The 21,096-nt window shown below is 57.8% G+C and carries 20 protein-coding genes; 12 read left to right on the forward strand and 8 right to left on the reverse strand.

All coding sequences use genetic code 11. The annotated features are described in order from the left end of the window. The first annotated feature begins 94 nt into the window (after positions 1–94). The 5 genes from ACJBF3_RS04965 (at position 95) to rnd (ending at position 6,474) form a co-directional block, all read left to right on the forward strand. Positions 95–2,005: an ATP-dependent DNA helicase gene (locus ACJBF3_RS04965; RefSeq protein WP_045326686.1), complete on the forward strand. Its 1,911-nt coding sequence runs from the start codon at positions 95–97 to the stop codon at positions 2,003–2,005. Between the two features lie 66 nt (positions 2,006–2,071). Next, on the forward strand, positions 2,072–2,767 hold the full coding sequence (gene tsaB, locus ACJBF3_RS04970; RefSeq protein ID WP_045326685.1) for a tRNA (adenosine(37)-N6)-threonylcarbamoyltransferase complex dimerization subunit type 1 TsaB: 696 nt from the start codon (positions 2,072–2,074) through the stop codon (positions 2,765–2,767). Between the two features lie 37 nt (positions 2,768–2,804). Next, a complete protein-coding gene (locus ACJBF3_RS04975) occupies positions 2,805–3,386 on the forward strand; it encodes a Slp family lipoprotein (RefSeq protein ID WP_045326684.1) in 582 nt (193 codons plus the stop codon). Positions 3,387–3,589: 203 nt separating this feature from the next. Beyond that, entirely contained in the window at positions 3,590–5,275 is a 1,686-nt protein-coding gene (gene fadD, locus ACJBF3_RS04980) for a long-chain-fatty-acid--CoA ligase FadD (RefSeq protein WP_072265669.1), read from the forward strand. 71 nt (positions 5,276–5,346) lie between these two features. After that, positions 5,347–6,474 (forward strand): ribonuclease D, encoded by a 1,128-nt coding sequence (gene rnd / locus ACJBF3_RS04985; RefSeq protein WP_088475406.1) that lies wholly within the window; start codon positions 5,347–5,349, stop codon positions 6,472–6,474. Between the two features lie 74 nt (positions 6,475–6,548). Here the strand turns inward: rnd and minE are convergent, their stop codons facing one another. Genes minE through minC form a run of 3 tightly spaced genes read right to left on the reverse strand, consistent with a single transcriptional unit; the run spans position 6,549 to position 8,365 of the window. Next, on the reverse strand, positions 6,549–6,818 hold the full coding sequence (gene minE, locus ACJBF3_RS04990; RefSeq protein WP_008500504.1) for a cell division topological specificity factor MinE: 270 nt from the start codon (positions 6,816–6,818) through the stop codon (positions 6,549–6,551). Positions 6,819–6,821: 3 nt separating this feature from the next. After that, a complete protein-coding gene (minD, locus tag ACJBF3_RS04995) occupies positions 6,822–7,634 on the reverse strand; it encodes a septum site-determining protein MinD (RefSeq protein WP_045326681.1) in 813 nt (270 codons plus the stop codon). A gap of 23 nt (positions 7,635–7,657) precedes the next feature. Further along, a complete protein-coding gene (gene minC / locus ACJBF3_RS05000; RefSeq protein WP_045326680.1) occupies positions 7,658–8,365 on the reverse strand; it encodes a septum site-determining protein MinC in 708 nt (235 codons plus the stop codon). A gap of 123 nt (positions 8,366–8,488) precedes the next feature. Here minC and ACJBF3_RS05005 point away from each other — a divergent pair, with 123 nt between their 5' ends. From ACJBF3_RS05005 to ACJBF3_RS05015, 3 genes are all read left to right on the forward strand, one after another. Beyond that, positions 8,489–8,764: a YcgL domain-containing protein gene (locus ACJBF3_RS05005; RefSeq protein ID WP_032641206.1), complete on the forward strand. Its 276-nt coding sequence runs from the start codon at positions 8,489–8,491 to the stop codon at positions 8,762–8,764. A gap of 47 nt (positions 8,765–8,811) precedes the next feature. After that, complete coding sequence (locus ACJBF3_RS05010) at positions 8,812–9,471, forward strand: fumarylacetoacetate hydrolase family protein (RefSeq protein WP_045326679.1); 660 nt, start codon at positions 8,812–8,814, stop codon at positions 9,469–9,471. Between the two features lie 93 nt (positions 9,472–9,564). Beyond that, on the forward strand, positions 9,565–10,005 hold the full coding sequence (locus tag ACJBF3_RS05015; protein ID WP_032672443.1) for a YcgN family cysteine cluster protein: 441 nt from the start codon (positions 9,565–9,567) through the stop codon (positions 10,003–10,005). A gap of 115 nt (positions 10,006–10,120) precedes the next feature. On the opposite strand, the gene dsbB is transcribed toward ACJBF3_RS05015, so the two are convergent. Together dsbB and nhaB are read right to left on the reverse strand one after the other, a co-directional pair. Beyond that, complete coding sequence (gene dsbB, locus ACJBF3_RS05020; protein ID WP_045326678.1) at positions 10,121–10,651, reverse strand: disulfide bond formation protein DsbB; 531 nt, start codon at positions 10,649–10,651, stop codon at positions 10,121–10,123. A 46-nt stretch (positions 10,652–10,697) separates the two neighbouring features. Then, positions 10,698–12,236, reverse strand: a complete 1,539-nt coding sequence (gene nhaB / locus ACJBF3_RS05025) for a Na(+)/H(+) antiporter NhaB (protein WP_045326677.1) — start codon at positions 12,234–12,236, stop codon at positions 10,698–10,700. 201 nt (positions 12,237–12,437) lie between these two features. On the opposite strand from nhaB, the gene fadR reads away from it, so the two are divergent. Then, the gene (gene fadR, locus ACJBF3_RS05030; protein WP_045326676.1) at positions 12,438–13,157 is read left to right on the forward strand and encodes a fatty acid metabolism transcriptional regulator FadR; all 720 of its coding nucleotides are present in this window, start codon (positions 12,438–12,440) and stop codon (positions 13,155–13,157) included. A gap of 117 nt (positions 13,158–13,274) precedes the next feature. Here the strand turns inward: fadR and ACJBF3_RS05035 are convergent, their stop codons facing one another. Next, a complete protein-coding gene (locus ACJBF3_RS05035) occupies positions 13,275–14,807 on the reverse strand; it encodes a SpoVR family protein (protein WP_047723358.1) in 1,533 nt (510 codons plus the stop codon). A gap of 321 nt (positions 14,808–15,128) precedes the next feature. Here ACJBF3_RS05035 and ACJBF3_RS05040 point away from each other — a divergent pair, with 321 nt between their 5' ends. Beyond that, positions 15,129–16,427 carry a D-amino acid dehydrogenase gene (locus ACJBF3_RS05040; protein ID WP_045326675.1) on the forward strand — a complete coding sequence of 433 codons (1,299 nt, stop codon included), beginning with the start codon at positions 15,129–15,131 and terminating at the stop codon, positions 16,425–16,427. A 9-nt stretch (positions 16,428–16,436) separates the two neighbouring features. Then, positions 16,437–17,507, forward strand: coding sequence for a catabolic alanine racemase DadX (gene dadX, locus ACJBF3_RS05045; RefSeq protein WP_045326674.1), 1,071 nt, complete (start codon positions 16,437–16,439; stop codon positions 17,505–17,507). Between the two features lie 94 nt (positions 17,508–17,601). Here the strand turns inward: dadX and ACJBF3_RS05050 are convergent, their stop codons facing one another. Then, positions 17,602–19,335 (reverse strand): potassium/proton antiporter, encoded by a 1,734-nt coding sequence (locus ACJBF3_RS05050; protein ID WP_045326673.1) that lies wholly within the window; start codon positions 19,333–19,335, stop codon positions 17,602–17,604. A 97-nt stretch (positions 19,336–19,432) separates the two neighbouring features. Beyond that, complete coding sequence (gene ldcA, locus ACJBF3_RS05055; protein WP_045326672.1) at positions 19,433–20,347, reverse strand: muramoyltetrapeptide carboxypeptidase; 915 nt, start codon at positions 20,345–20,347, stop codon at positions 19,433–19,435. Positions 20,348–20,454: 107 nt separating this feature from the next. Here ldcA and emtA point away from each other — a divergent pair, with 107 nt between their 5' ends. Further along, complete coding sequence (emtA, locus tag ACJBF3_RS05060; protein ID WP_032641181.1) at positions 20,455–21,066, forward strand: membrane-bound lytic murein transglycosylase EmtA; 612 nt, start codon at positions 20,455–20,457, stop codon at positions 21,064–21,066. Positions 21,067–21,096 lie beyond the last annotated feature (30 nt).

Raw genomic sequence — 21,096 nt, forward strand, 5'->3', positions numbered from 1 at the left:
CTGCCATATTGTTCCGGCGTCGTCACTATTTGGGGTGGCACAGGAGAGGATGGGCTGACATAATCCCTGTGCAAAAATACAGTGAGAGAGCACCGTGGCAGACGATTTTTCCCCTGAAGGTCAATTAGCGAAGGCAATTCCCGGCTTCAAACCCCGTGAGCCTCAGCGCCAGATGGCGCATGCCGTTGCGCGCGCTATCGATAAGGCTCAGCCGCTGGTGGTTGAAGCCGGAACCGGCACGGGTAAAACCTATGCTTACCTTGCGCCGGCGCTGCGGGCGAAAAAGAAGGTGATTATTTCCACCGGTTCGAAGGCGCTGCAGGATCAGCTCTACAGCCGCGATTTGCCCACGGTGGCCAAGGCGCTGAAGTATAAAGGTCGTCTGGCCCTGCTGAAGGGGCGCTCCAACTATCTCTGCCTGGAACGCCTTGAGCAGCAGGCGCTGGCGGGCGGCGACCTGCCGGTGCAAACCCTCAGCGACGTGATTGTCCTTCGCGCCTGGGCGAACCAGACGGAAGAGGGCGATATCAGCACCTGCGCGAGCGTGCCGGAAGACTCTCCCGCCTGGCCGCTGGTGACCAGCACCAACGACAACTGCCTCGGCAGCGACTGTCCGCTGTATAAAGACTGCTTCGTGGTGAAAGCGCGCAAAAAGGCGATGGATGCGGATGTGGTGGTGGTGAACCACCATCTGTTCCTCGCGGATATGGTGGTCAAAGACAGCGGCTTTGGCGAGCTGATCCCGGAGGCAGACGTGATGATCTTCGACGAAGCCCACCAGCTTCCGGACATCGCCAGCCAGTACTTCGGCCAGTCGCTTTCCAGCCGCCAGCTTCAGGATCTGGCGAAAGATTTCACCATCGCCTACCGGACCGAACTCAAGGATACCCAGCAGCTGCAGAAGTGCGCCGACCGTCTGGCGCAGAGCGCGCAGGATTTCCGCTTACAGCTCGGCGAGCCCGGCTACCGCGGCAACCTGCGCGAGCTGCTGGCGGACAAAAATATTCAGCGCGCGCTGCTGCTGCTCGATGACGCCCTTGAGCTCTGCTACGACGTGGCGAAGCTGTCGCTTGGCCGCTCGGCGCTGCTGGATGCCGCCTTCGAGCGCGCTACGCTCTATCGCGGGCGGCTCAAACGGCTCAAAGAGATTAACCAGCCGGGGTACAGCTACTGGTATGAGTGCACCTCGCGCCATTTCACGCTGGCGCTGACGCCGCTGACGGTAGCGGATAAATTTAAAGAGGTGATGGTGCAGAAGTCGGGCAGCTGGATCTTTACCTCGGCAACCCTGTCGGTGAATGACGATCTGCACCACTTTACCGAGCGCCTCGGCATTGAACAGGCGGAGTCGCTGCTGCTGCCCAGCCCGTTTGATTATGAAAAACAGGCGCTGCTTTGCGTGCCGCGTAATTTACCGCTGCCCAACCAGCCGGGCGCGGCGCGCCATCTGGCCGCGATGTTAAAACCGATGATCGAGGCCAACAACGGCCGCTGCTTTATGCTCTGTACCTCTCACGCCATGATGCGCGATCTCGCCGAGCAGTTCCGCGCCACCATGACGCTGCCGGTGCTGCTGCAGGGGGAAACCAGCAAAGGCCAGCTGCTCCAGCAGTTCGTCAGCGCCGGTAATGCCCTGCTGGTCGCCACCAGCAGCTTCTGGGAAGGGGTCGACGTGCGGGGAGACACCCTCTCGCTGGTGATCATTGATAAGCTGCCGTTCACCTCCCCGGACGATCCGCTCCTGAAGGCGCGCATGGAAGACTGCCGCCTGCGCGGGGGCGATCCGTTTGATGAGGTCCAGCTGCCGGACGCGGTGATTACCCTCAAGCAGGGGGTAGGGCGACTCATCCGCGACGTCACCGATCGCGGCGTGCTGGTCATTTGCGATAACCGGCTGGTGATGCGACCGTACGGGGCGACCTTCCTCGCCAGCCTGCCGCCCGCGCCGCGTACGCGGGACATAAAACGCGCGGTGCGTTTCCTGGCAAACCCAACGGCGGAGTAATTTACCCCGGAGTGTGCTAAGATGCGCGCCATTTTGTGACTGACCCTTGCGAGAGCGCGACGACTGATGCGAATTCTGGCTATTGATACCGCGACAGAGGCTTGCTCTGTCGCTCTGTTGAACGACGGTGCTGTTTCTGCCCATTTCGAAGAGTGCCCACGGGAACACACCCAACGCATTCTGCCCCTGGTAAAAGCCATTTTAACCCAGGGCAACACCTCCTTAACCGATCTCGACGCGCTGGCCTTTGGCCGCGGCCCCGGCAGCTTTACGGGCGTACGTATCGGGATTGGCATTGCCCAGGGGCTGGCGCTGGGCGCCGAACTGCCCATGATCGGCGTCTCTACCCTTGCCACCATGGCGCAGGGCGCATGGCGCATGACCGGGGCAACCCGCGTGCTGGCCGCGATTGATGCCCGCATGGGTGAAGTGTACTGGGCCGAATATACCCGCGACGCGCAGGGCGTGTGGCACGGTGAAGAGACGGAAGCCGTGCTTAAACCGGAAGCGGTCACTGAACGACTGCAGCAGCTCTCCGGTGAGTGGGCAACCGTCGGTACCGGCTGGCCGGCGTGGCCTGAAATGGCAAATAACACCGGGGTGACGCTGGTGGACGGCAACATGCTTCTGCCTGCCGCGGAAGATATGCTTCCTATTGCCAGCCAGCTGCTCGCAGCAGGAAAAACCGTCGCCGTTGAACAGGCGGAGCCGGTTTATTTGCGAAACACCGTCGCTTGGAAGAAACTTCCGGGCCGCGAGTGAATCTCAGTAACAGGAACTGAGAAAAAGGAGTCGCATCATGGCGGGTCAGACTAAAGTAGTACGCCTTATTATGGCAGGCGCGTTTGCCATAGCACTGAGCGGATGCGTTTCCGTTCCTGATGCGATTAAGGGCAGCAGCCCGACGCCACAGGACGATCTGGTCCGGGTGATGAATGCGCCTGAGCTGTACGTCGGTCAGGAAGCGCGCTTTGGCGGTAAGGTGATCGATGTGCAAAACCAGCAGGGGAAAACCCGCCTGGAGATTGCGACCGTACCGCTGGACAGCGGCGCGCGGCCTGTCCTGGGCGAGGCCTCCCTGGGGCGTATTTATGCGGACGTCAGTGGCTTCCTCGACCCGGTCGATTTTCGCGGACAGCTGGTCACCGTCGTGGGACCGATTACCGGCACCGTGCAGGGCAAAATCGGCAGCTCGCCGTATAAATTTATGACCATGCAGGTCACCGGGTATAAGCGCTGGCGACTGGCACAGCAGGTGATCATGCCGCCTCAGCCGATCGATCCGTGGATGTGGGGTCCACACCCTTATCGTTACGGCTACCCGGGCTGGGGGTGGTATAACCCGGGTCCGGCACAGGTTCAGACGATCGTTACTGAGTAACTTACTGTTATTGTTAGAAAAGAGACAGCGGCTCAGCCGCTGTCTCTGTTTTTTTACGGATAAAACGAAAAAAAAGAGTGACGCGCTTCGCAACCTTAAATCTGAACAATTAATAAACTGGTACGCTGAGTTAATATAATGTTAACAAACTGTTTATTATCGGGGTTGTGATGACGACGAACACTCATTTCAGAGGTGATGCATTGAAGAAGGTTTGGCTTAACCGTTATCCCGCAGATGTTCCTGCTGAGATCAATCCTGACCGTTATCAATCCCTGGTGGAGTTATTTGAACACTCGGTAAGGCGCTACGCGGACCAGCCCGCATTTGTGAATATGGGCGAGGTGATGACGTTCCGTAAGCTTGAGGAGCGTAGCCGGGCGTTTGCGGCCTATCTGCAAGAGGGGCTGGGGCTGCAAAAAGGGGACCGCGTCGCGCTGATGATGCCGAACCTGCTGCAATACCCGGTGGCGCTGTTCGGCATCCTGCGAGCCGGGATGATTGTCGTCAACGTCAACCCGCTGTACACCCCGCGCGAGCTGGAGCACCAGCTGAACGACAGCGGCGCGGCCGCGATCGTCATTGTGTCCAACTTTGCCCATACGCTGGAAAAAGTGGTCGACAAAACCCAGGTCAAACACGTCATCTTGACCCGCATGGGGGACCAGCTTTCCACCGCCAAGGGCACGCTGGTTAACTTTGTCGTTAAATACGTCAAGCGTCTGGTGCCCAAATACCACCTGCCGGACGCGATCTCCTTCCGCCGCGCGCTGCACGCGGGCTACCGCATGCAGTACGTCAAGCCGGAAGTGGTGTCAGACGATCTCGCCTTCCTGCAGTATACCGGCGGCACCACCGGCGTGGCGAAAGGGGCGATGCTGACCCACCGCAACATGCTGGCGAATCTTGAGCAGGTTAACGCGACCTACGGGCCGCTGCTGCATCCGGGAAAAGAGCTGGTGATCACCGCGCTGCCGCTATACCACATTTTCGCCCTCACCATGAACTGCCTGCTGTTTATCGAGCTGGGCGGTCAAAACGTCCTCATTACCAACCCGCGCGATATCCCGGGACTGGTGAAAGAGCTGGCGAAATATCCGTTCACCGCCATGACCGGGGTAAACACCCTGTTTAACGCGCTGCTGAATAATAAAGAGTTTCAGCAGCTGGACTTCTCCACGCTGCACCTCTCTGCGGGCGGCGGTATGCCGGTTCAGCAGGCGGTGGCCGAGCGCTGGGTGAAGCTCACCGGTCAGTATCTGCTGGAAGGCTACGGCCTGACGGAATGCGCGCCGCTGGTCAGCGTTAACCCGCATGACATCGACTATCACAGCGGGAGCATTGGTCTGCCGGTGCCTTCTACAGAGGCTAAGCTGGTCGATGATAACGATAATGAAGTTGCGCCGGGCGAGCCGGGCGAGCTGTGCGTCAAAGGTCCACAGGTGATGCTGGGCTACTGGCAGCGTCCCGATGCGACCGACGAAATCATCAAAGACGGCTGGCTGCACACCGGCGATATTGCGGTAATGGATGACGAGGGCTTCCTGCGCATCGTCGATCGCAAGAAAGATATGATCCTGGTCTCCGGCTTCAACGTCTATCCGAATGAGATCGAAGACGTGGTTATGCAGCACAGCGGCGTGCTCGAAGTGGCGGCCGTAGGCGTGCCTTCCGGCAGCAGCGGCGAAGCGGTCAAGATATTTGTGGTCAAGAAAGACGCTTCTCTGACGGAGGAGGAGCTGGTAACGTTCTGCCGTCGTCAGCTGACGGGCTACAAGGTGCCGAAGCTGGTTGAATTCCGCGATGAGCTGCCGAAATCCAACGTCGGAAAGATATTACGACGAGAATTACGTGACGAAGCCCGTGGCAAAGTAGACAATAAGGCCTGAGCTTCACGCTAATCGCCCCGACGCCGGTTAAGCCGGCGTTTTTTATGGGCGCAAACAAAAGAGAACCCGTTTTGAATTACCAGATGATCGCCACCAACGACGAGCTGGCTTCGCTGTGCGAAGTGACGCGCGACTTTCCTGCCATTGCCCTGGATACCGAGTTTGTCCGTACCCGGACGTACTATCCGCAGCTGGGGTTGATTCAGATGTACGACGGTAAACACGTGTCGCTGATCGACCCGCTCGGCATTACCGACTGGACGCCGATGCGTGAGCTGCTGCTCGATACCGCCGTGACGAAATACCTGCACGCGGGCAGTGAAGATCTGGAAGTCTTTCTGAACACCTTTGGCATCATGCCCCAGCCGCTGATCGATACGCAGATCCTCGCGGCCTTCAGCGGTCGTCCGCTTTCGTGGGGCTTTGCCGCCATGGTGGAGGAGTACACGGGCCTGGTGCTGGATAAAAGCGAATCCCGTACCGACTGGCTGGCGCGCCCGCTAACCGCGCGTCAGCTGGAGTATGCGGCGGCAGACGTGTTTTACCTGCTGCCGATTGCCGGACAGCTGATGAAAGAGGCGGAAGCCTCCGGATGGCTGCCTGCGGCGCTCGACGAGTGTCGTATGACCCAGCAGCGCCGTCAGGAAGTGGTTGACCCAAAAGAGGCCTGGCGCGACATCAGCAACGCCTGGCAGCTGCGTACGCGTCAGCTGGCATGCCTGCAGCTGCTGGCAGACTGGCGCTTGCGTAAAGCGCGCGAGCGCGATCTGGCGGTTAACTTTGTGGTTCGCGAAGAACACCTCTGGGCGGTCGCCCGCTATATGCCGGGCAGCCTGGGCGAGCTGGACAGCATTGGGCTTTCGGGCAGCGAGATCCGCTTCCACGGCAAAACCCTGCTGGCGCTGGTCGCGAAAGCGCAGGAGTTGCCGGAAGAGGCGCTGCCGGAACCGCTGCTGAACCTGATGGATATGCCGGGCTATCGCAAAGCATTTAAGGATATCAAGGCGCTGGTGCAGGACGTTGCCGCGGAAAGCAAGCTGAGCGCGGAGCTGCTCGCCTCACGTCGTCAGATTAACCAGCTGCTGAACGGACACTGGAAGCTGAAGCCGCAGAGTGGCGTGCCGGAAATGCTGGCGGGATGGCGCGGAAAATTGATGGCCGATCGCCTGAATACGCTGCTGGAAGGTTATCCGCGATAAAAAATATGCCGGGCGTTATACCCGGCATATTCCCCCGGCGGCGCTGTGCTTACCGGGGCTACGAACTCACAACCTTACGGACGCGACTCTTCCGCTTCCGGGAGCGTTACGTTCAGCTCCAGAATCGAAATATCCCCGTCTTTTTGTTCCAGCTGCACCGTGACCATCTCCGGGTCAATCTGCACATATTTGCAGATCACTTCCAGGATGTCCTTACGCAGCTGCGGCAGGTAGTGAGGCTCGGCGTCGCTACGACGACGCTCCGCAACGATGATTTGCAGACGTTCTTTTGCGATGTTGGCGGTGTTCTTTTTCCGCGAGAGAAAAAAGTCCAGTAATGCCATAACTTATCCTCCGAACAGGCGTTTGAGGAAACCTTTCTTCTCTTCTTCAATGAAGCGGAAAGGACGTTCTTCTCCCAGCAGACGGTCAACGGTATCGGCGTAAGCTTTACCTGCATCTGCCATTGTATCAAGGATCACTGGCTCGCCCTGGTTAGAGGCGCGCAGCACGGACTGGTCTTCCGGGATAACGCCCACCAGCTTAATGCGCAGGATCTCCAGCACGTCTTCCATGCTCAGCATGTCACCTTTGTTCACGCGGCCCGGATTGTAGCGGGTGAGCAGCAGGTGTTCTTTGATCGGTTCTTCGCCATTTTCCGCACGACGGGATTTAGAGGCGAGGATGCCCAGAATACGGTCTGAGTCGCGCACGGATGAAACTTCAGGGTTGGTGGTGATGATGGCTTCATCAGCGAAATAGAGCGCCATCAGGGCACCGGTTTCGATGCCGGCAGGGGAGTCGCAGACAATGAAGTCGAAATCCATTTTTTTCAGATCGTCGAGCACCTTTTCCACCCCTTCACGGGTCAGGGCGTCTTTGTCACGCGTCTGAGAGGCCGGAAGAATGTAGAGGTTCTCGGTGCGCTTGTCTTTAATCATCGCCTGGTTCAGCGTGGCATCGCCCTGAATGACGTTCACGAAGTCATACACGACGCGACGCTCACATCCCATGATGAGGTCGAGGTTACGCAGACCGATATCGAAGTCGATAACGATGGTTTTCTTTCCCTTCTGGGCCAAACCTGTAGCGATGGCCGCGCTGGAGGTGGTCTTGCCAACGCCTCCTTTACCCGAAGTAACAACAATAATGCGTGCCATAGAAATTCCTTGTTAAAAAGGGATCAATTCAACGGTTGAACGGTCAACGCGTCGTCTGCCAGCAGCAGGCGAGCCGCTTTGCCATAAAATTCGGCTGGGATCTTGTCGCTCAGCCAATATTCACCTGCGATGGACACCAGTTCCGCCGTCAGGTGAGTACAAAATATTTGCGCATCTCTATCGCCACTTGCCCCTGCGAGCGCACGTCCACGCATCATACCGTATACGTGAATATTGCCATCTGCAATCAGCTCAGCGCCAGCACTGACGTGGCTTGTAACAATCAGATCACAGTTTGGTGCATAAATGCGCTGACCGGAACGAACCGGCACATCAATCATTCGCGTTTTTGTGATGTTTGTAACGTTTTGCACCGCAGGAGGGGGCGTCTGGACGGCAACGGGTGCCGCACGCGGGGCTTTTTCTTTGCCCTCATTCAGAAGCGGCAGCCCCGCACGGTCAATTTCTGCTTTCAGCTCGGTATCTTTGCAGCCGCTGATGCCGACAATACGCAGTCCCGTGGAAGAGACGGCCTGCTGGAGAAGTTTCCAGTTAACCGGCGCCTCAAGACCGCTGACGTTGATGACAACGGGGGCGTGCTTCAGAAAGGCGGGAGCCTGGGCGATTTTGTCTTCTAACGCCTGACGAATAACCTCGGGTTTTGCATCATGCAAATGTACCACTGATAAGGTGAAGCTACTGCCTTTAAGCTCGATGGGCGTGTTTGACATCCTGGCCTTACTCAATTTGCTATTAACCGCAACCATTCGCTGCGATATTCCGAAGAGTATCAGGCATGTTATAGTCAGGAGTATATTGAGGCAAGCAACCACCCATTAATTCAGAGTAAAAACATGTTTTGTGTGATCTACAGAAGTACAAGCCGTGACCAGACCTATCTTTATGTCGAAAAGAAAGACGATTTTTCACGCGTGCCTGAAGAATTAATGAAGAGCTTTGGCCGACCACAGCTGGCGATGCTGCTGCCGCTGGACGGTCGTAAGAAACTGATTAATGCCGATCTGGATAAAGTGAAAACGGCCTTAGCCGAGCAGGGCTATTATTTACAGCTTCCGCCGCCGCCCGAGAATTTATTAAAACAGCATCTTGAGGCGAACGGTAAAAAATAGTCTCAGCTGTTTTTGAGCACAACACATCAACCGTTTAGGGGTCGACCATGTATCAACATCATAACTGGCAAGGTGCATTACTGGATTATCCCGCTAGCAAAGTGGTCTGCGTGGGCAGCAACTATGCAAAACATATTCAGGAAATGGGCAGCGCGACACCAGAAGAGCCGGTTCTGTTCATTAAGCCTGAAACGGCGCTTTGCGATATCCGCCAGCCGCTGGCGCTGCCGCAGGGGCTGGGCTCGGTGCATCACGAAGTTGAGCTCGCCGTGCTGATCGGCGCGACGCTGCGTCAGGCCTCCGAAGAACATGTCCAGAAAGCGATTGCCGGCTACGGCGTGGCGCTGGATCTGACCCTGCGTGACGTGCAGGGCAAAATGAAAAAAGCCGGTCAGCCGTGGGAAAAAGCCAAAGGGTTTGATAATTCCTGCCCGATTTCGGCGTTTGTGCCGGTGAGCGAATTTACCGGCGATCCGCAGAACACGCCGCTCAGCCTGAAGATCAACGGCGAAATCCGCCAGCAGGGCAGCACGGCAGACATGATCCATAAAATTGTGCCCCTGATCGCCTACATGAGCCGTTTCTTTACCCTGAAACCAGGCGATGTGATCCTGACCGGGACGCCGGAAGGCGTTGGCCCGCTCGTGAGCGGTGATGAACTTGAGGTCGGTTTTAACGGCCTGTCGCTGAAAACCCGCGTGCTGTAACCTCCTCTTGCCGCCTGAAAAGGGCGGCAAAACTTGCAACGACGTGCCAGACTCGTTATAAGGTGCGCTTTCTTTTGACGTGTGGACATCCTGATGAACGACATCCCTTTCTGGCAAAGCAAAACTCTCGACGACATGACTGACGCGGAATGGGAATCCTTATGCGACGGCTGCGGGCAGTGCTGCCTGCACAAGCTGATGGATGAAGACACGGACGAAATCTACTTCACCAACGTGGCCTGCAAGCAGCTCAACATTAAAACCTGCCAGTGCCGCAACTATGAGCGCCGCTTTGAGTTTGAGCCGGACTGCATCAAGTTAACCCGTGAGAATCTGCCGACGTTTGAATGGCTGCCGCATACCTGCGCGTATCGCCTGCTGGCCGAAGGGAAAGACTTACCGGCCTGGCACCCGCTGCTGACGGGGTCGAAAGCGGCGATGCACGGCGAGCGCATTTCCGTGCGCCACATTGCGGTGAAAGAGTCCGAGGTGCGGGACTGGGAAGATCACATCATGAACCACCCGACCCGTTGAGAATAAAAAACCCGCCGAGGCGGGTTTTTTATTGTGCGCTGTTGTGTCGGGTGGCGCTGCGCTTACCCGACCTACAAAACCGTAGGCCCGCGCAAGCGAAGCGCCGCCGGGTAAATTAGCGCCCGAAAAGATCGCGTTTCTTCGGCTTGAACGGCTGGGCAATCAGCACCAGCAGCGCCACCACGAAGTAGGCGACAAAAATCCCCACCAGCCACTGCGGCATCTCCAGGGTCAGGAATTCCCACTGGCGAACGGAGCAGTCACCGGAGGCAACAAACACCTGCGGCAGCCATTTGTCCAGCGGCAGCCAGCTCGGGAAGCGGGCGGCGAAATCACAGGTCATGAACGGCGACGGGTGCAGCTGCATCATGGTGTGCTGCCAGGAGAGCTCAATGCCCTTCCAGGCGCTGTACAGCCAGATAGCTATCCCCGCATAGCGCAGCGGCGATGTTGGCGCAATTGCGCCGACCAGGCCTGCACCCATAATGCCGAACAGGGCGCAGCGCTCGTAGATACACAGCACGCAGGGTTTCAGCCCCATGACATGCTGGAACCACAGCGCGACCATTTCCAGCGCAAAGGCGGTCAGGGCCATCAACAACCACGCTCCGCGACCGCGGGAGCACTGGTTTAAAAATCTCAACATAATCATTTCCCTGGAACATGCTTAGAAAGCGCAGTGTAAACGAATTTTAGTGCGCCGCAAGTATACCCGCTTGTATCAGCCATTGCGTACACGGAATGAGGGTAATTTTGACGCAAAGCAATCCCACGAGCGTGAGCACCAGCGTGTAGGGCAGCGCCATCCACACCATCCTGCCATAAGAAAGTCGTATGAGCGGCGCGAGGGCGGAGGTCAGCAGGAACAGGAACGCGGCCTGGCCGTTTGGCGTCGCCACCGACGGCAGGTTGGTGCCGGTATTGATCGCCACCGCCAGCAGCTCAAACTGTCCGGCGCTGATGATGCCTTGCTCCATGGCCGCTTTGGCCTCGTTGATGTAGACCGTCCCGACAAAGACGTTATCGGAGATAGACGAGAGCAGGCCGTTAAACAGATAAAACAGCGACAGCTGAGCGTCCGGTGACGCCTGTAATACGAAGGCAATAATCGGCGCGAACAGGTGTTGGTCGATAATCACCGCCACGACCGCGAAGAAAACCGCCAGCAGGGCGGTAAACGGCAGGGCTTCGGTAAACGCCTTGCCGATGGCATGTTCGTCCGTCACGCCGGTAAAGCTGGTGGCGAGAATAATGACGGACAGGCCAATCAGCCCCACTTCGGCAAGATGAAACGCCAGGGCCGCGATAAGCCAGACGCCGATGATCCCCTGCGCAATCAGGCGCAGCGTCTCCTGGCGCGTCCGCTGGCTGCGGCTTTGCAGATCGAATTTATGCAGCTCCTGACGCACCGGCTCCGGGAGCTGCGCCCCGTAGCCAAAGAGGCGAAACTTCTCCACCAGCAGACAGGTCGCCAGGCCGCAGAAAAGCACCGGTACGCTCACGGGCGCCATTCTCAGGAAGAACTCACCGAAGTGCCAGCCCGCCGCTTTGGCGATGATCAGGTTTTGCGGCTCGCCCACCATCGTCATCACGCCGCCCAGGGCGGTACCGAGCCCGGCATGCATCATCAGGCTGCGCAGAAACGCGCGGAACTGTTCCAGCACGTCACGGTTATGCGCCTCGACGTGGCTATCATCCTGGAGATCGTCGCCCGGACGAGAGGAGGCCACGCGGTGATAAATCCCGTAAAACCCGACGGCGACGCTGATCACCACCGCGACGACCGTCAGCGCGTCCAGGAAGGCCGACAGAAAGGCGGCCGCAAGGCAGAACGCCAGCGAGAGGAACATTTTCGACGGTATGCTAAGCAGCAGACGCGTGAAGATAAACAGCAGCAGCTGTTTCATGAAGTAGATGCCCGCCACCATAAACATCAGCAGCAGAAGCACTTCAAGATTTGAGGCCAGCTCTGCTTTAACGTGTTCTGCCGACGTCATACCGATGACCACGGCTTCAAACGCCAGCAGTCCGCCCGGCAGCAGGGGATAACACTTTAGCGCCATCGCCAGGGTGAAGATAAATTCCGCCACCAGCAGCCACCCGGCAATGAACGGGTTCACGCTAAAGAGGAGGGGGTTAACGACCAGGAACACCAGAAGAATAAGTTTGTACCAGTCCGGAGACTGGCCTAAAAAATTGCGCCACAGCGCGCGCCCAAAAGAAATTTCCACGACAGACGTCCTTCCCCGTCAAGTAAGACAAAACACCAGTATACGCAAAAATCGCAACCAGCAGGCGGATAAGGCTCGATTGTAAATTTCATAAAAATGAAACGGCGATCCCTCTTTTCTCACTTTGCCGTGCTACCTGCCACTGCGCGCCTCTGGTATGATGAGTCCAATTTGCAAAAGCTGTGTAATGGAAATCTCACTATGGTCATTAAGGCGCAGAGCCCGGCGGGTTTCGCGGAAGAGTACATCATTGAAAGCATCTGGAATAATCGTTTCCCTGCGGGATCCATTCTTCCGGCTGAACGCGAACTCTCTGAACTGATTGGCGTCACTCGCACCACGCTGCGTGAAGTGCTCCAGCGGCTGGCGCGCGATGGCTGGTTGACTATCCAGCACGGCAAGCCCACCAAAGTGAACAACTTCTGGGAGACGTCCGGGCTGAATATTCTTGAAACGCTGGCGCGCCTCGATCACGAAAGCGTGCCGCAGCTGATTGATAATCTGCTCTCCGTGCGCACCAACATCGCGACGATCTTCATTCGTACGGCTTTCCGTCAGCATCCGGAAGACGCCCTTGTGGTGCTGGCCACGGCGAACGAGGTGGAAGATCACGCCGACGCGTTTGCCTCCCTCGATTACAACGTGTTTCGCGGCCTGGCGTTTGCCTCCGGCAACCCGGTATACGGCCTGATCCTCAACGGTATGAAGGGGCTTTACACACGAATCGGCCGCCACTACTTTGCCAATCCTGAAGCGCGTAGCCTGGCGCTGGGCTTCTACCATAAGCTGAGCAAGCTCTGTACCGAAGGCCTGCACGATCAGGTTTATGAGACGGTGCGCCGCTACGGTCATGATTCCGGCGAAATCTGGCACCGTATGCAGAAAACGCTGCCGGGCGATTTGGCGATTCAGAGCCGCTGAAATAAAAAAACCTCTCGTATGAGAGGTTTTTTTTTCGTCGGGTGGCGGCTACGCCTTACCCGACCTACGGGTCCTGTAGGCCCGGTAAGCGCAGCGCCACCGGGCATAAAAAACGCACTACAGCGTATTCAACCGCGCCGGGCAGCGTTCCAGCAGCTCGACGCTCCCGTCTTCATTCTGCTGCTCCAGCTGCACGTCAAAGCCCCACAGACGATGAACATGCTTGAGCACCTCTTTACGTCCTTTATCCAGCGGCGCGCGATTGTGCGGGATATAGCGCAGCGTCAGGGAGCGGTCGCCGCGTAAATCGACGTTCCACACCTGAATATTTGGCTCAAGGTTGCTCAGGTTGTACTGGGAAGAGAGGCGAGAGCGGATCTCGCGGTATCCCTCCTCGTTGTGGATCGCGGAGATCTCCAGAAAGTTGTTGCGGTCATCGTCCAGCACGGTGAAGAAGCGGAAATCACGCATGATCTTCGGCGACATAAACTGGCTGATGAAGCTCTCATCCTTGAAGTCGCGCATCGCAAAGTGCAGCGTTTCCAGCCAGTCGGAGCCGGCGATATCCGGGAACCAGTATCTGTCTTCTTCCGTCGGCGACTGGCAGATGCGCTTAATGTCCTGGAACATGGCAAGGCCAAGGGCATACGGGTTGATTCCGCTGTACCACGGGCTGTTGTAGGGCGGCTGGAACACCACGTTGGTATGGCTGTGAAGAAACTCCATCATGAACCGCTCGGTCACTTTTCCCTCGTCGTACAGATGGTTGAGGATGGTGTAGTGCCAGAAGGTCGCCCAGCCTTCGTTCATCACCTGCGTCTGCTTTTGCGGGTAAAAATACTGGCTCACCTTGCGCACGATGCGCAGGATCTCACGCTGCCACGGCTCCAGCAGCGGGGCGTTCTTCTCCATAAAGTAGAGCAGGTTTTCCTGCGGCTCGGACGGATAGCGCCGGGCTTCAGCGATCGTTTTTTCTTCCTCACGCTTCGGCAGGGTGCGCCACAGCATGTTCACCTGGCTTTGCAGATACTCTTCGCGGCTTTTCTGCCGGGCTTTCTCCTCCTGCAGGGAGATTTTCTGCGGGCGTTTGTAGCGGTCCACGCCGTAGTTCATCAGCGCGTGGCAGGAATCGAGCAGTTTTTCCACTTCGTCCACGCCGTAGCGCTCTTCGCAGTCGGTAATGTATTTACGGGCGAAAATCAGGTAATCGACGATGGAGCTGGCATCCGTCCAGCTGCGGAACAGATAGTTATTCTTGAAAAAGGAGTTGTGCCCGTAGCAGGCGTGCGCCATCACCAGCGCCTGCATGGTAATGGTGTTCTCCTCCATTAAATAGGCGATGCACGGATTGGAGTTAATCACAATCTCATACGCCAGCCCCTGCTGTCCGTGCTTGTACAGCCGCTCCGTTTCAATAAATTTTTTACCAAACGACCAGTGCGGGTAGTTAATCGGCATCCCGACGCTGGAGTAGGCATCCATCATCTGTTCGGACGTAATAACTTCAATCTGATGGGGATAGGTATCCAGACGATAGAGTTTTGCGACCCGGTCGATTTCGGCAAGGTAGACATCCAGCAGCTCGAAGGTCCAGTCGGGTCCATCGCTGAGACGTGTGTTGTCCTTGTTCAGAGAATCAATAGTAGCCATTAGCGCGCCCTCGTTGTGGGTGCTCTCTCTGTCTGGAGAGCCTCCTTTCAAGCATAGATCAACGTGTTAAAAAGCGTGCTGGGGCAGAAATTTTTTCTTTGCGATTTCGCGTTTTTGATACGGCAAAAAAACGGCATGTCTCAGCATATTATGCTGGTTAAAAATAACGCGCAGCAGGAGATCCCAAATTAGCGCTATCCCCTGATGCTGGGGGATGTGTGAGGTAAGTCACCATAAAAAAGTCGTATGTTGAATAATATTTTCAACTAGGTTATCAATCTGTAATTAGAAGATTGTTCTTTTGCACATAATGGAGTGGCTATGCGTGTTGTCATACTGGGAAGTGGTGTCGTTGGGGTAACCAGCGCCTGGTATTTAAGCCAGGCGGGACATGACGTCACCGTTATCGATCGTGAATCCGGTCCGGCGCTTGAAACCAGCGCGGCGAACGCCGGGCAAATCTCTCCCGGCTATGCGGCACCGTGGGCTGCGCCGGGCGTTCCGCTGAAGGCGATTAAATGGATGTTTCAGCGCCACGCGCCGCTGGCCATCAGCCTTGACGGCACGCCGTTCCAGCTGAAGTGGATGTGGCAGATGCTGCGCAACTGCGACACTCGCCACTACATGGAGAACAAAGGGCGCATGGTGCGCCTGGCGGAATACAGCCGTGACTGTCTGAAAGCGCTGCGCGCGTCGACGGGTATTGAGTATGAAGGCCGCCAGGGCGGCACGCTGCAGCTGTTCCGTACCGGGCAACAGTACGAAAACGCCACCCGCGATATCGCCGTGCTGGAAGATGCCGGCGTTCCGTATCAGCTGCTGGAGGCCAGCCAGCTTGGTCAGGTGGAACCGGCGCTGGCGGAAGTGGCGCATAAGCTGACGGGCGGTCTGCGCCTGCCTAACGATGAAACCGGCGACTGCCAGCTCTTTACGCAACGCCTGGCGCAGATGTGCGAGCAGGCGGGCGTGAAGTTCCGCTTCAACACCGCTGTTGACAAGCTGCTGTCGGAAGGGGAAAGAATTTACGGCGTGAAGTGTGGTGAAGAAGTGATCAAAGCCGATGCCTACGTCATGGCGTTTGGTTCGTACTCCACCGCGATGCTCAAAGGCATTCTCGATATTCCGGTCTACCCGCTGAAGGGCTACTCCCTGACCATTCCGGTGAAGGAGGAGAGCGGCGCGCCCGTCTCGACCATTCTCGATGAAACGTACAAAATCGCCATTACCCGCTTCGATAACCGCATCCGCGTTGGCGGCATGGCGGAGATTGTCGGCTTCAACACCGAGCTGCTGCAGCCGCGGCGTGAAACGCTGGAGATGGTAGTGGGCGATCTCTTCCCGCGCGGCGGCTTTGTTGAGCAGGCAACGTTCTGGACCGGCCTGCGCCCGATGACGCCGGACGGCACGCCGATTGTCGGCCGCACGCCGTATAAAAACCTCTGGACCAACACCGGGCACGGCACGCTGGGCTGGACGATGGCCTGTGGCTCCGGCCAGCTGCTTAGCGACCTGATCTCCGGTCGCACGCCGGCCATTCCGTTTGACGATTTAAGCGCCGCGCGCTATCAATCGGGGTTTACGCCGTCGCGTCCACAGCACCTGCACGGCGCGCATAGCTAAGGAGTTGTTATGTCCCGTCCCGTTCTGGCCCAGCTGAACCTGCAGGCCCTGAAGGATAACCTGCAAATTGTTCGCCGGGCGGCACCTGGCGCACGCGTGTGGTCGGTGGTGAAAGCCAATGCCTATGGCCACGGCATCGATCGCATCTGGAGCGCGCTGAGCGCCACCGACGGCTTTGCGCTACTGAATCTGGAAGAGGCCATTCTGCTGCGCGAGCGCGGCTGGAAAGGGCCCATACTGCTGCTGGAAGGATTTTTCCACGCGGACGATCTGCCGCTGCTGGATAAGTATCGCCTGACCACCAGCGTTCACAGCAACTGGCAGATTAAGGCGATTCAGGATGCGAAGCTCCACGCGCCGCTGGATATCTACCTCAAGGTCAACAGCGGCATGAACCGCCTGGGCTTCCAGCCTGAGCGGGTGCATACGGTGTGGCAGCAGCTGCGCGCCCTGAAAAACGTGGGCGAAATGACGCTGATGGCGCACTTTGCCGATGCGGAAAAACCGGACGGCATTGTCGATGCCATGGTCCGCATCGAGCAGGCGGCAGAGGGGCTGGACTGCCCGCGCTCGCTGTCGAACTCGGCGGCGACGCTGTGGCATCCTGAAGCGCACTATAACTGGGTGCGTCCGGGGATCGTTCTGTACGGGGCATCGCCCTCAGGGCAGTGGCAGGATATCGCCAACAGCGGCCTGAAGCCGGTCATGACCCTGCGCAGCGAAATCATCGGCGTGCAGACGCTGAAGGCCGGCGACGCGGTGGGCTACGGCAGCCGCTACCGGGCGAAAGGCGAGCAGCGTATTGGCATCGTGGCGGGCGGCTATGCCGACGGCTATCCGCGCATCGCGCCGACCGGCACGCCGGTCCTGGTAGATGGCGTCCGCACGGGAACGGTAGGCACGGTATCAATGGATATGCTGGCCGTTGACCTGACGCCCTGCCCGCAGGCGGGCATCGGTTCGCCGGTCGAGCTGTGGGGTAATGAAATCAAAATTGATGACGTGGCGGCCGCGGCGGGCACGGTGGGGTATGAACTCATGTGCGCCCTGGCGCCGAGAGTGCCGGTTGTGACGGTGTAACCTTTGTTCGCCGGGTGGCGCTAACGCTTACCCGGCCTACGTTCGAGGATTTTGTAGGCCGGGTAAGGCGCAGCCGCCACCCGGCAAAAAACCACTACTCCGCGTCCTCTTCCATCGGCCTTAAACCGACTTTCCGCACCGCGTTATCTTCTTTTTCAGCGACGGTCCAGATCATTCCGGCAAACTCCACCTGATCGCCCACCACCGGGGCAGCCCCCAGCCGCTGCTGGATGATTTCGCCCAGCGTCTGCTGGTTATCACCGTCTTCAGCACCTTCATCCAGGCCGTAAATCAGCGCCACATCGGCAAACCTGGCGCTGGCTTCCAGAATAAAATCGCCGAAGAAACGCTGGTCCAGCGCTACCGGAGGCGACTGGCTGAACAGCTTGCCCAGCGCGGGAAGATCCGCCTCGCGACCAATCACGCACAGAATATCCCCTTCTCGCAGTCGCGTGCTGCCGGTCGGATGCAGCAGAACATTGTCGCGGAACAGGGCGGCAATGCGCGTTTCGGCAGGCATATGCAGATCGCGCAGCGACGCGCCCACGCACCATTTGTCCGCGCTGAGCTGGTAAACAAACTGCTCCCAGGGGTTTTCCGGGTGAATATCCAGCCCCACGCGCGAGACGGGCAGCCCTACCGGCGGCACGACCACCTTCGCCTTTTTCGCCGCCCACCCGAGGGACGTTCCCTGGAACAGCAGCGAAATCAGCACCACGAAGAACGCCACGTTAAAGAACAGCCGGGCGTTATCCAGACCCGCCATCATCGGGAAGACGGCAAGGATAATCGGCACCGCGCCGCGCAGGCCCACCCAACTGATGAATATCCGCTCGCGCAGGTTGAAGCCGCGAAACGGCAGCAAACCTGCAAATACCGACAGCGGACGGGCGAAGAAGATCATCCACGCGGACAGCAGCAGCGCCGGAACCGCGATGGGCAGCAGGTCTGAGGGGGTGACCAGAAGCCCCAGCACCAGGAACATGCCGATCTGCGCCAGCCAGGCCAGACCGTCGAAGTTCTGCAAAATGGCATGCCGGTTGCGAATAGGGCGGTTGCCCATCAGGAACCCGCAGAGGTAGACGGCGAGAATGCCGCTGCCGTCCAGCGCCGTGGTAACGGCAAAAATGAGGATGCCGCCGCTCAGCGCCAGCAACGGGTAAAGCCCCAACGGCAGCGATATGCGGTTGATTGTCTGCTGAAGCAGATAGCCGCCCACCAGGCCGATGACAATCCCCAGGCCAAACTGCTGCAGGATATGCCACGCAAACGTCCAGCTCAGCCCGCTTTCGTGCTGCTGAATCATCTCGATAAGCGTAATGGTGAGAAACACCGCCATCGGGTCGTTACTGCCGGATTCAATCTCAAGCGTGGAGCCAACACGTTCGTTGAGCCCTTTTCCACCAAGCAGAGAAAACACCGCTGCCGCATCGGTTGAGCCGACAATCGCGCCAATCAGCAAACCTTCCATGATATTGAGATGGAAGAGCCACGCGGCCATCATTCCGGTGAGGCCGGAGGTTATCAACACGCCAACCGTCGCGAGCGACAGCGCGGGCCCCAGGGCCACGCGGAACGAGCTCGCCTGGGTGCGCATCCCGCCGTCAAGCAGGATCACCGCCAGGGCAAGGTTACTCACCATGTAGGCGAAAGGATAGTTATCGAATGGGATACCGCCGATGCCATCGATGCCGGCCAGCATGCCGATGGCGAGGAAAATGACAAGAATAGGTATGCCGAGACGCGATGAAAATGAACTTAATAAAATACTGCTGGTTACAAGGACAGAACCCAAAATGAAAAGGCTGATTATCGCTGCGGCATCCAATGTTCTCTTACTCCCACCTCAATGTTAACGCTGTTACTAAAACCCTAACATATTAACGACGGCAACAGCGTTTTATTAAGGGGGTATAACGGCTTTTTTATGCCTTTATGACAGGATGGCCGCTGATGGTTAGCCGACTGCCGGCGTCATTGTGGAGCAGGGAAGCGTGGGCCCCCAGCGCCAGGGTCACGGTTTGCTGCTCATGGCCAAAGTCCAGGCCGGTAATGACCGGAATATCCAGCCGCGAGCGGACGAAATCGACCATGGTCTCAAGGGTGTAACCCGCGTCATAGTCGTTCGGCGCAGAGCCGCTGAAGCTGCCCAGCACAATCGCGGACTGGCGCTCAAGAATACCGGCATGATAAAGCTGCAGCAGCATGCGTTCGACCCGGAACGGGTGCTCGTTAATATCCTCCAGTACCAGAATGCCGTTCTCGATGTGCGGCAGCCACGGCGTGCCGATAAGCGAGACCAGCATCGCCAGGTTGCCGCCCCAAAGCTGGCCTTCACATTCCCAGTGCGGTCCATTACCTTGCCACTCCACGCTGTAGGCTGGATTACGCAGCGCGCGCCAGAAATGCTCCACGGTGAACGCGTCCAGCTCCGGTGCGCCGAAGTTACCGGCCAGCATCGGACCGCTGAAGGTGACAACGTTATGCAGGGCCAGCAGCCCAAGCTGGATGACGGTGAAATCGCTGTGGCCGCATATCAGCAGCGGATCCTGCTGCTGGCGCTGCGCCAGCCCCTGCCAGTCAATGCTCTCCAGCAGTCGGCTCGCGCCATATCCGCCGCGCACCGCCAGCACAATCCGATTTTCACCCTTAAGGTTCACCAGGCTATTGATATCATTCAGCCTCTGCGCGTCGGTACCGGCAAAACGCTGCTGGCGGCGGGGGATAATTGTCTGATTTTCTACCTGATGACCCGACTCCAGCAAACGCTGTACGCCCCGCTGCGCCGCGTCCTGGTTGATGCAGTAGCCCGACGGCGCGATGAGATGAAACTGAGACATGGCAATTCCTTGCTGAATGAGAAACTAATTGTCTATATCATGCCGCTTATACGCCGCCTGCTTCAAGAGGCGGCGCACCGCGATGACCGGCTATAAGGATAGATGACGTGAAATTGAGATGGTTTGCTTTTTTGATTGTGCTGCTTGCTGGCTGTAGTTCAAAACATGATTATCAAAACCCACCCTGGAACCCGGAAGTGCCGGTAAAACGGGCCATGCAGTGGATGCCGATCAGTGAACAAGCCGGGAAAGCCTGGGGCGTCAGTCCACGTCTCATTACCGCGATCATTGCGGTGGAGTCCGGCGGTAACCCGACGCTCGTCAGCAAGTCCAACGCGGTGGGCCTGATGCAGCTTAAAGCGTCAACGGCGGGGAAAGAGGTTTACCGCTATATGGGCTGGAGCGGTCAGCCGTCGACCAGCGAGCTGAAGAACCCGGAACGCAACATTTCCATGGGTACGGCCTATCTGAGCATCATGGAACATGGCGTGCTTAAGGGGATTAAGGATCCGGAGGTGATGCAGTACGCGCTGGTGGTCTCTTACGTTAACGGTGCCGGCGCGTTGCTCAGAACCTTCTCCTCCGATCGCAAAGAGGCGATTGAAGAGATTAACGACATGGATAAAGACGAATTCTTTGAGCATGTGGCGAAGAATCATCCGGCACCGCAGGCGCCTCGTTATATCTGGAAAGTACAGAAAGCGATGGATGCCATGTAATACCGCAGACGGGCGGCGGTTACGCTGCCC

This window comes from Enterobacter sp. PP-008-ECC_S150, from assembly GCF_045257065.1.
Taxonomy (GTDB): Bacteria; Pseudomonadota; Gammaproteobacteria; order Enterobacterales; family Enterobacteriaceae; genus Enterobacter; species Enterobacter chengduensis.

Bases quoted from the DNA above. Each gene is read 5' to 3' on its own strand.
- minD (WP_045326681.1), bottom strand. From the start codon at position 7,634: ATGGCACGCATTATTGTTGTTACTTCGGGTAAAGGAGGCGTTGGCAAG.
- ACJBF3_RS05035 (WP_047723358.1), bottom strand. From the start codon at position 14,807: ATGGCTACTATTGATTCTCTGAACAAGGACAACACACGTCTCAGCGAT.
- ACJBF3_RS05005 (WP_032641206.1), top strand. From the start codon at position 8,489: ATGTTTTGTGTGATCTACAGAAGTACAAGCCGTGACCAGACCTATCTT.
- minE (WP_008500504.1), bottom strand. From the start codon at position 6,818: ATGGCATTACTGGACTTTTTTCTCTCGCGGAAAAAGAACACCGCCAAC.
- dadX (WP_045326674.1), top strand. From the start codon at position 16,437: ATGTCCCGTCCCGTTCTGGCCCAGCTGAACCTGCAGGCCCTGAAGGAT.
- fadR (WP_045326676.1), top strand. From the start codon at position 12,438: ATGGTCATTAAGGCGCAGAGCCCGGCGGGTTTCGCGGAAGAGTACATC.
- dsbB (WP_045326678.1), bottom strand. From the start codon at position 10,651: ATGTTGAGATTTTTAAACCAGTGCTCCCGCGGTCGCGGAGCGTGGTTG.
- ACJBF3_RS04975 (WP_045326684.1), top strand. From the start codon at position 2,805: ATGGCGGGTCAGACTAAAGTAGTACGCCTTATTATGGCAGGCGCGTTT.
- ldcA (WP_045326672.1), bottom strand. From the start codon at position 20,347: ATGTCTCAGTTTCATCTCATCGCGCCGTCGGGCTACTGCATCAACCAG.
- tsaB (WP_045326685.1), top strand. From the start codon at position 2,072: ATGCGAATTCTGGCTATTGATACCGCGACAGAGGCTTGCTCTGTCGCT.
- ACJBF3_RS05015 (WP_032672443.1), top strand. From the start codon at position 9,565: ATGAACGACATCCCTTTCTGGCAAAGCAAAACTCTCGACGACATGACT.
- ACJBF3_RS05040 (WP_045326675.1), top strand. From the start codon at position 15,129: ATGCGTGTTGTCATACTGGGAAGTGGTGTCGTTGGGGTAACCAGCGCC.
- minC (WP_045326680.1), bottom strand. From the start codon at position 8,365: ATGTCAAACACGCCCATCGAGCTTAAAGGCAGTAGCTTCACCTTATCA.
- ACJBF3_RS05010 (WP_045326679.1), top strand. From the start codon at position 8,812: ATGTATCAACATCATAACTGGCAAGGTGCATTACTGGATTATCCCGCT.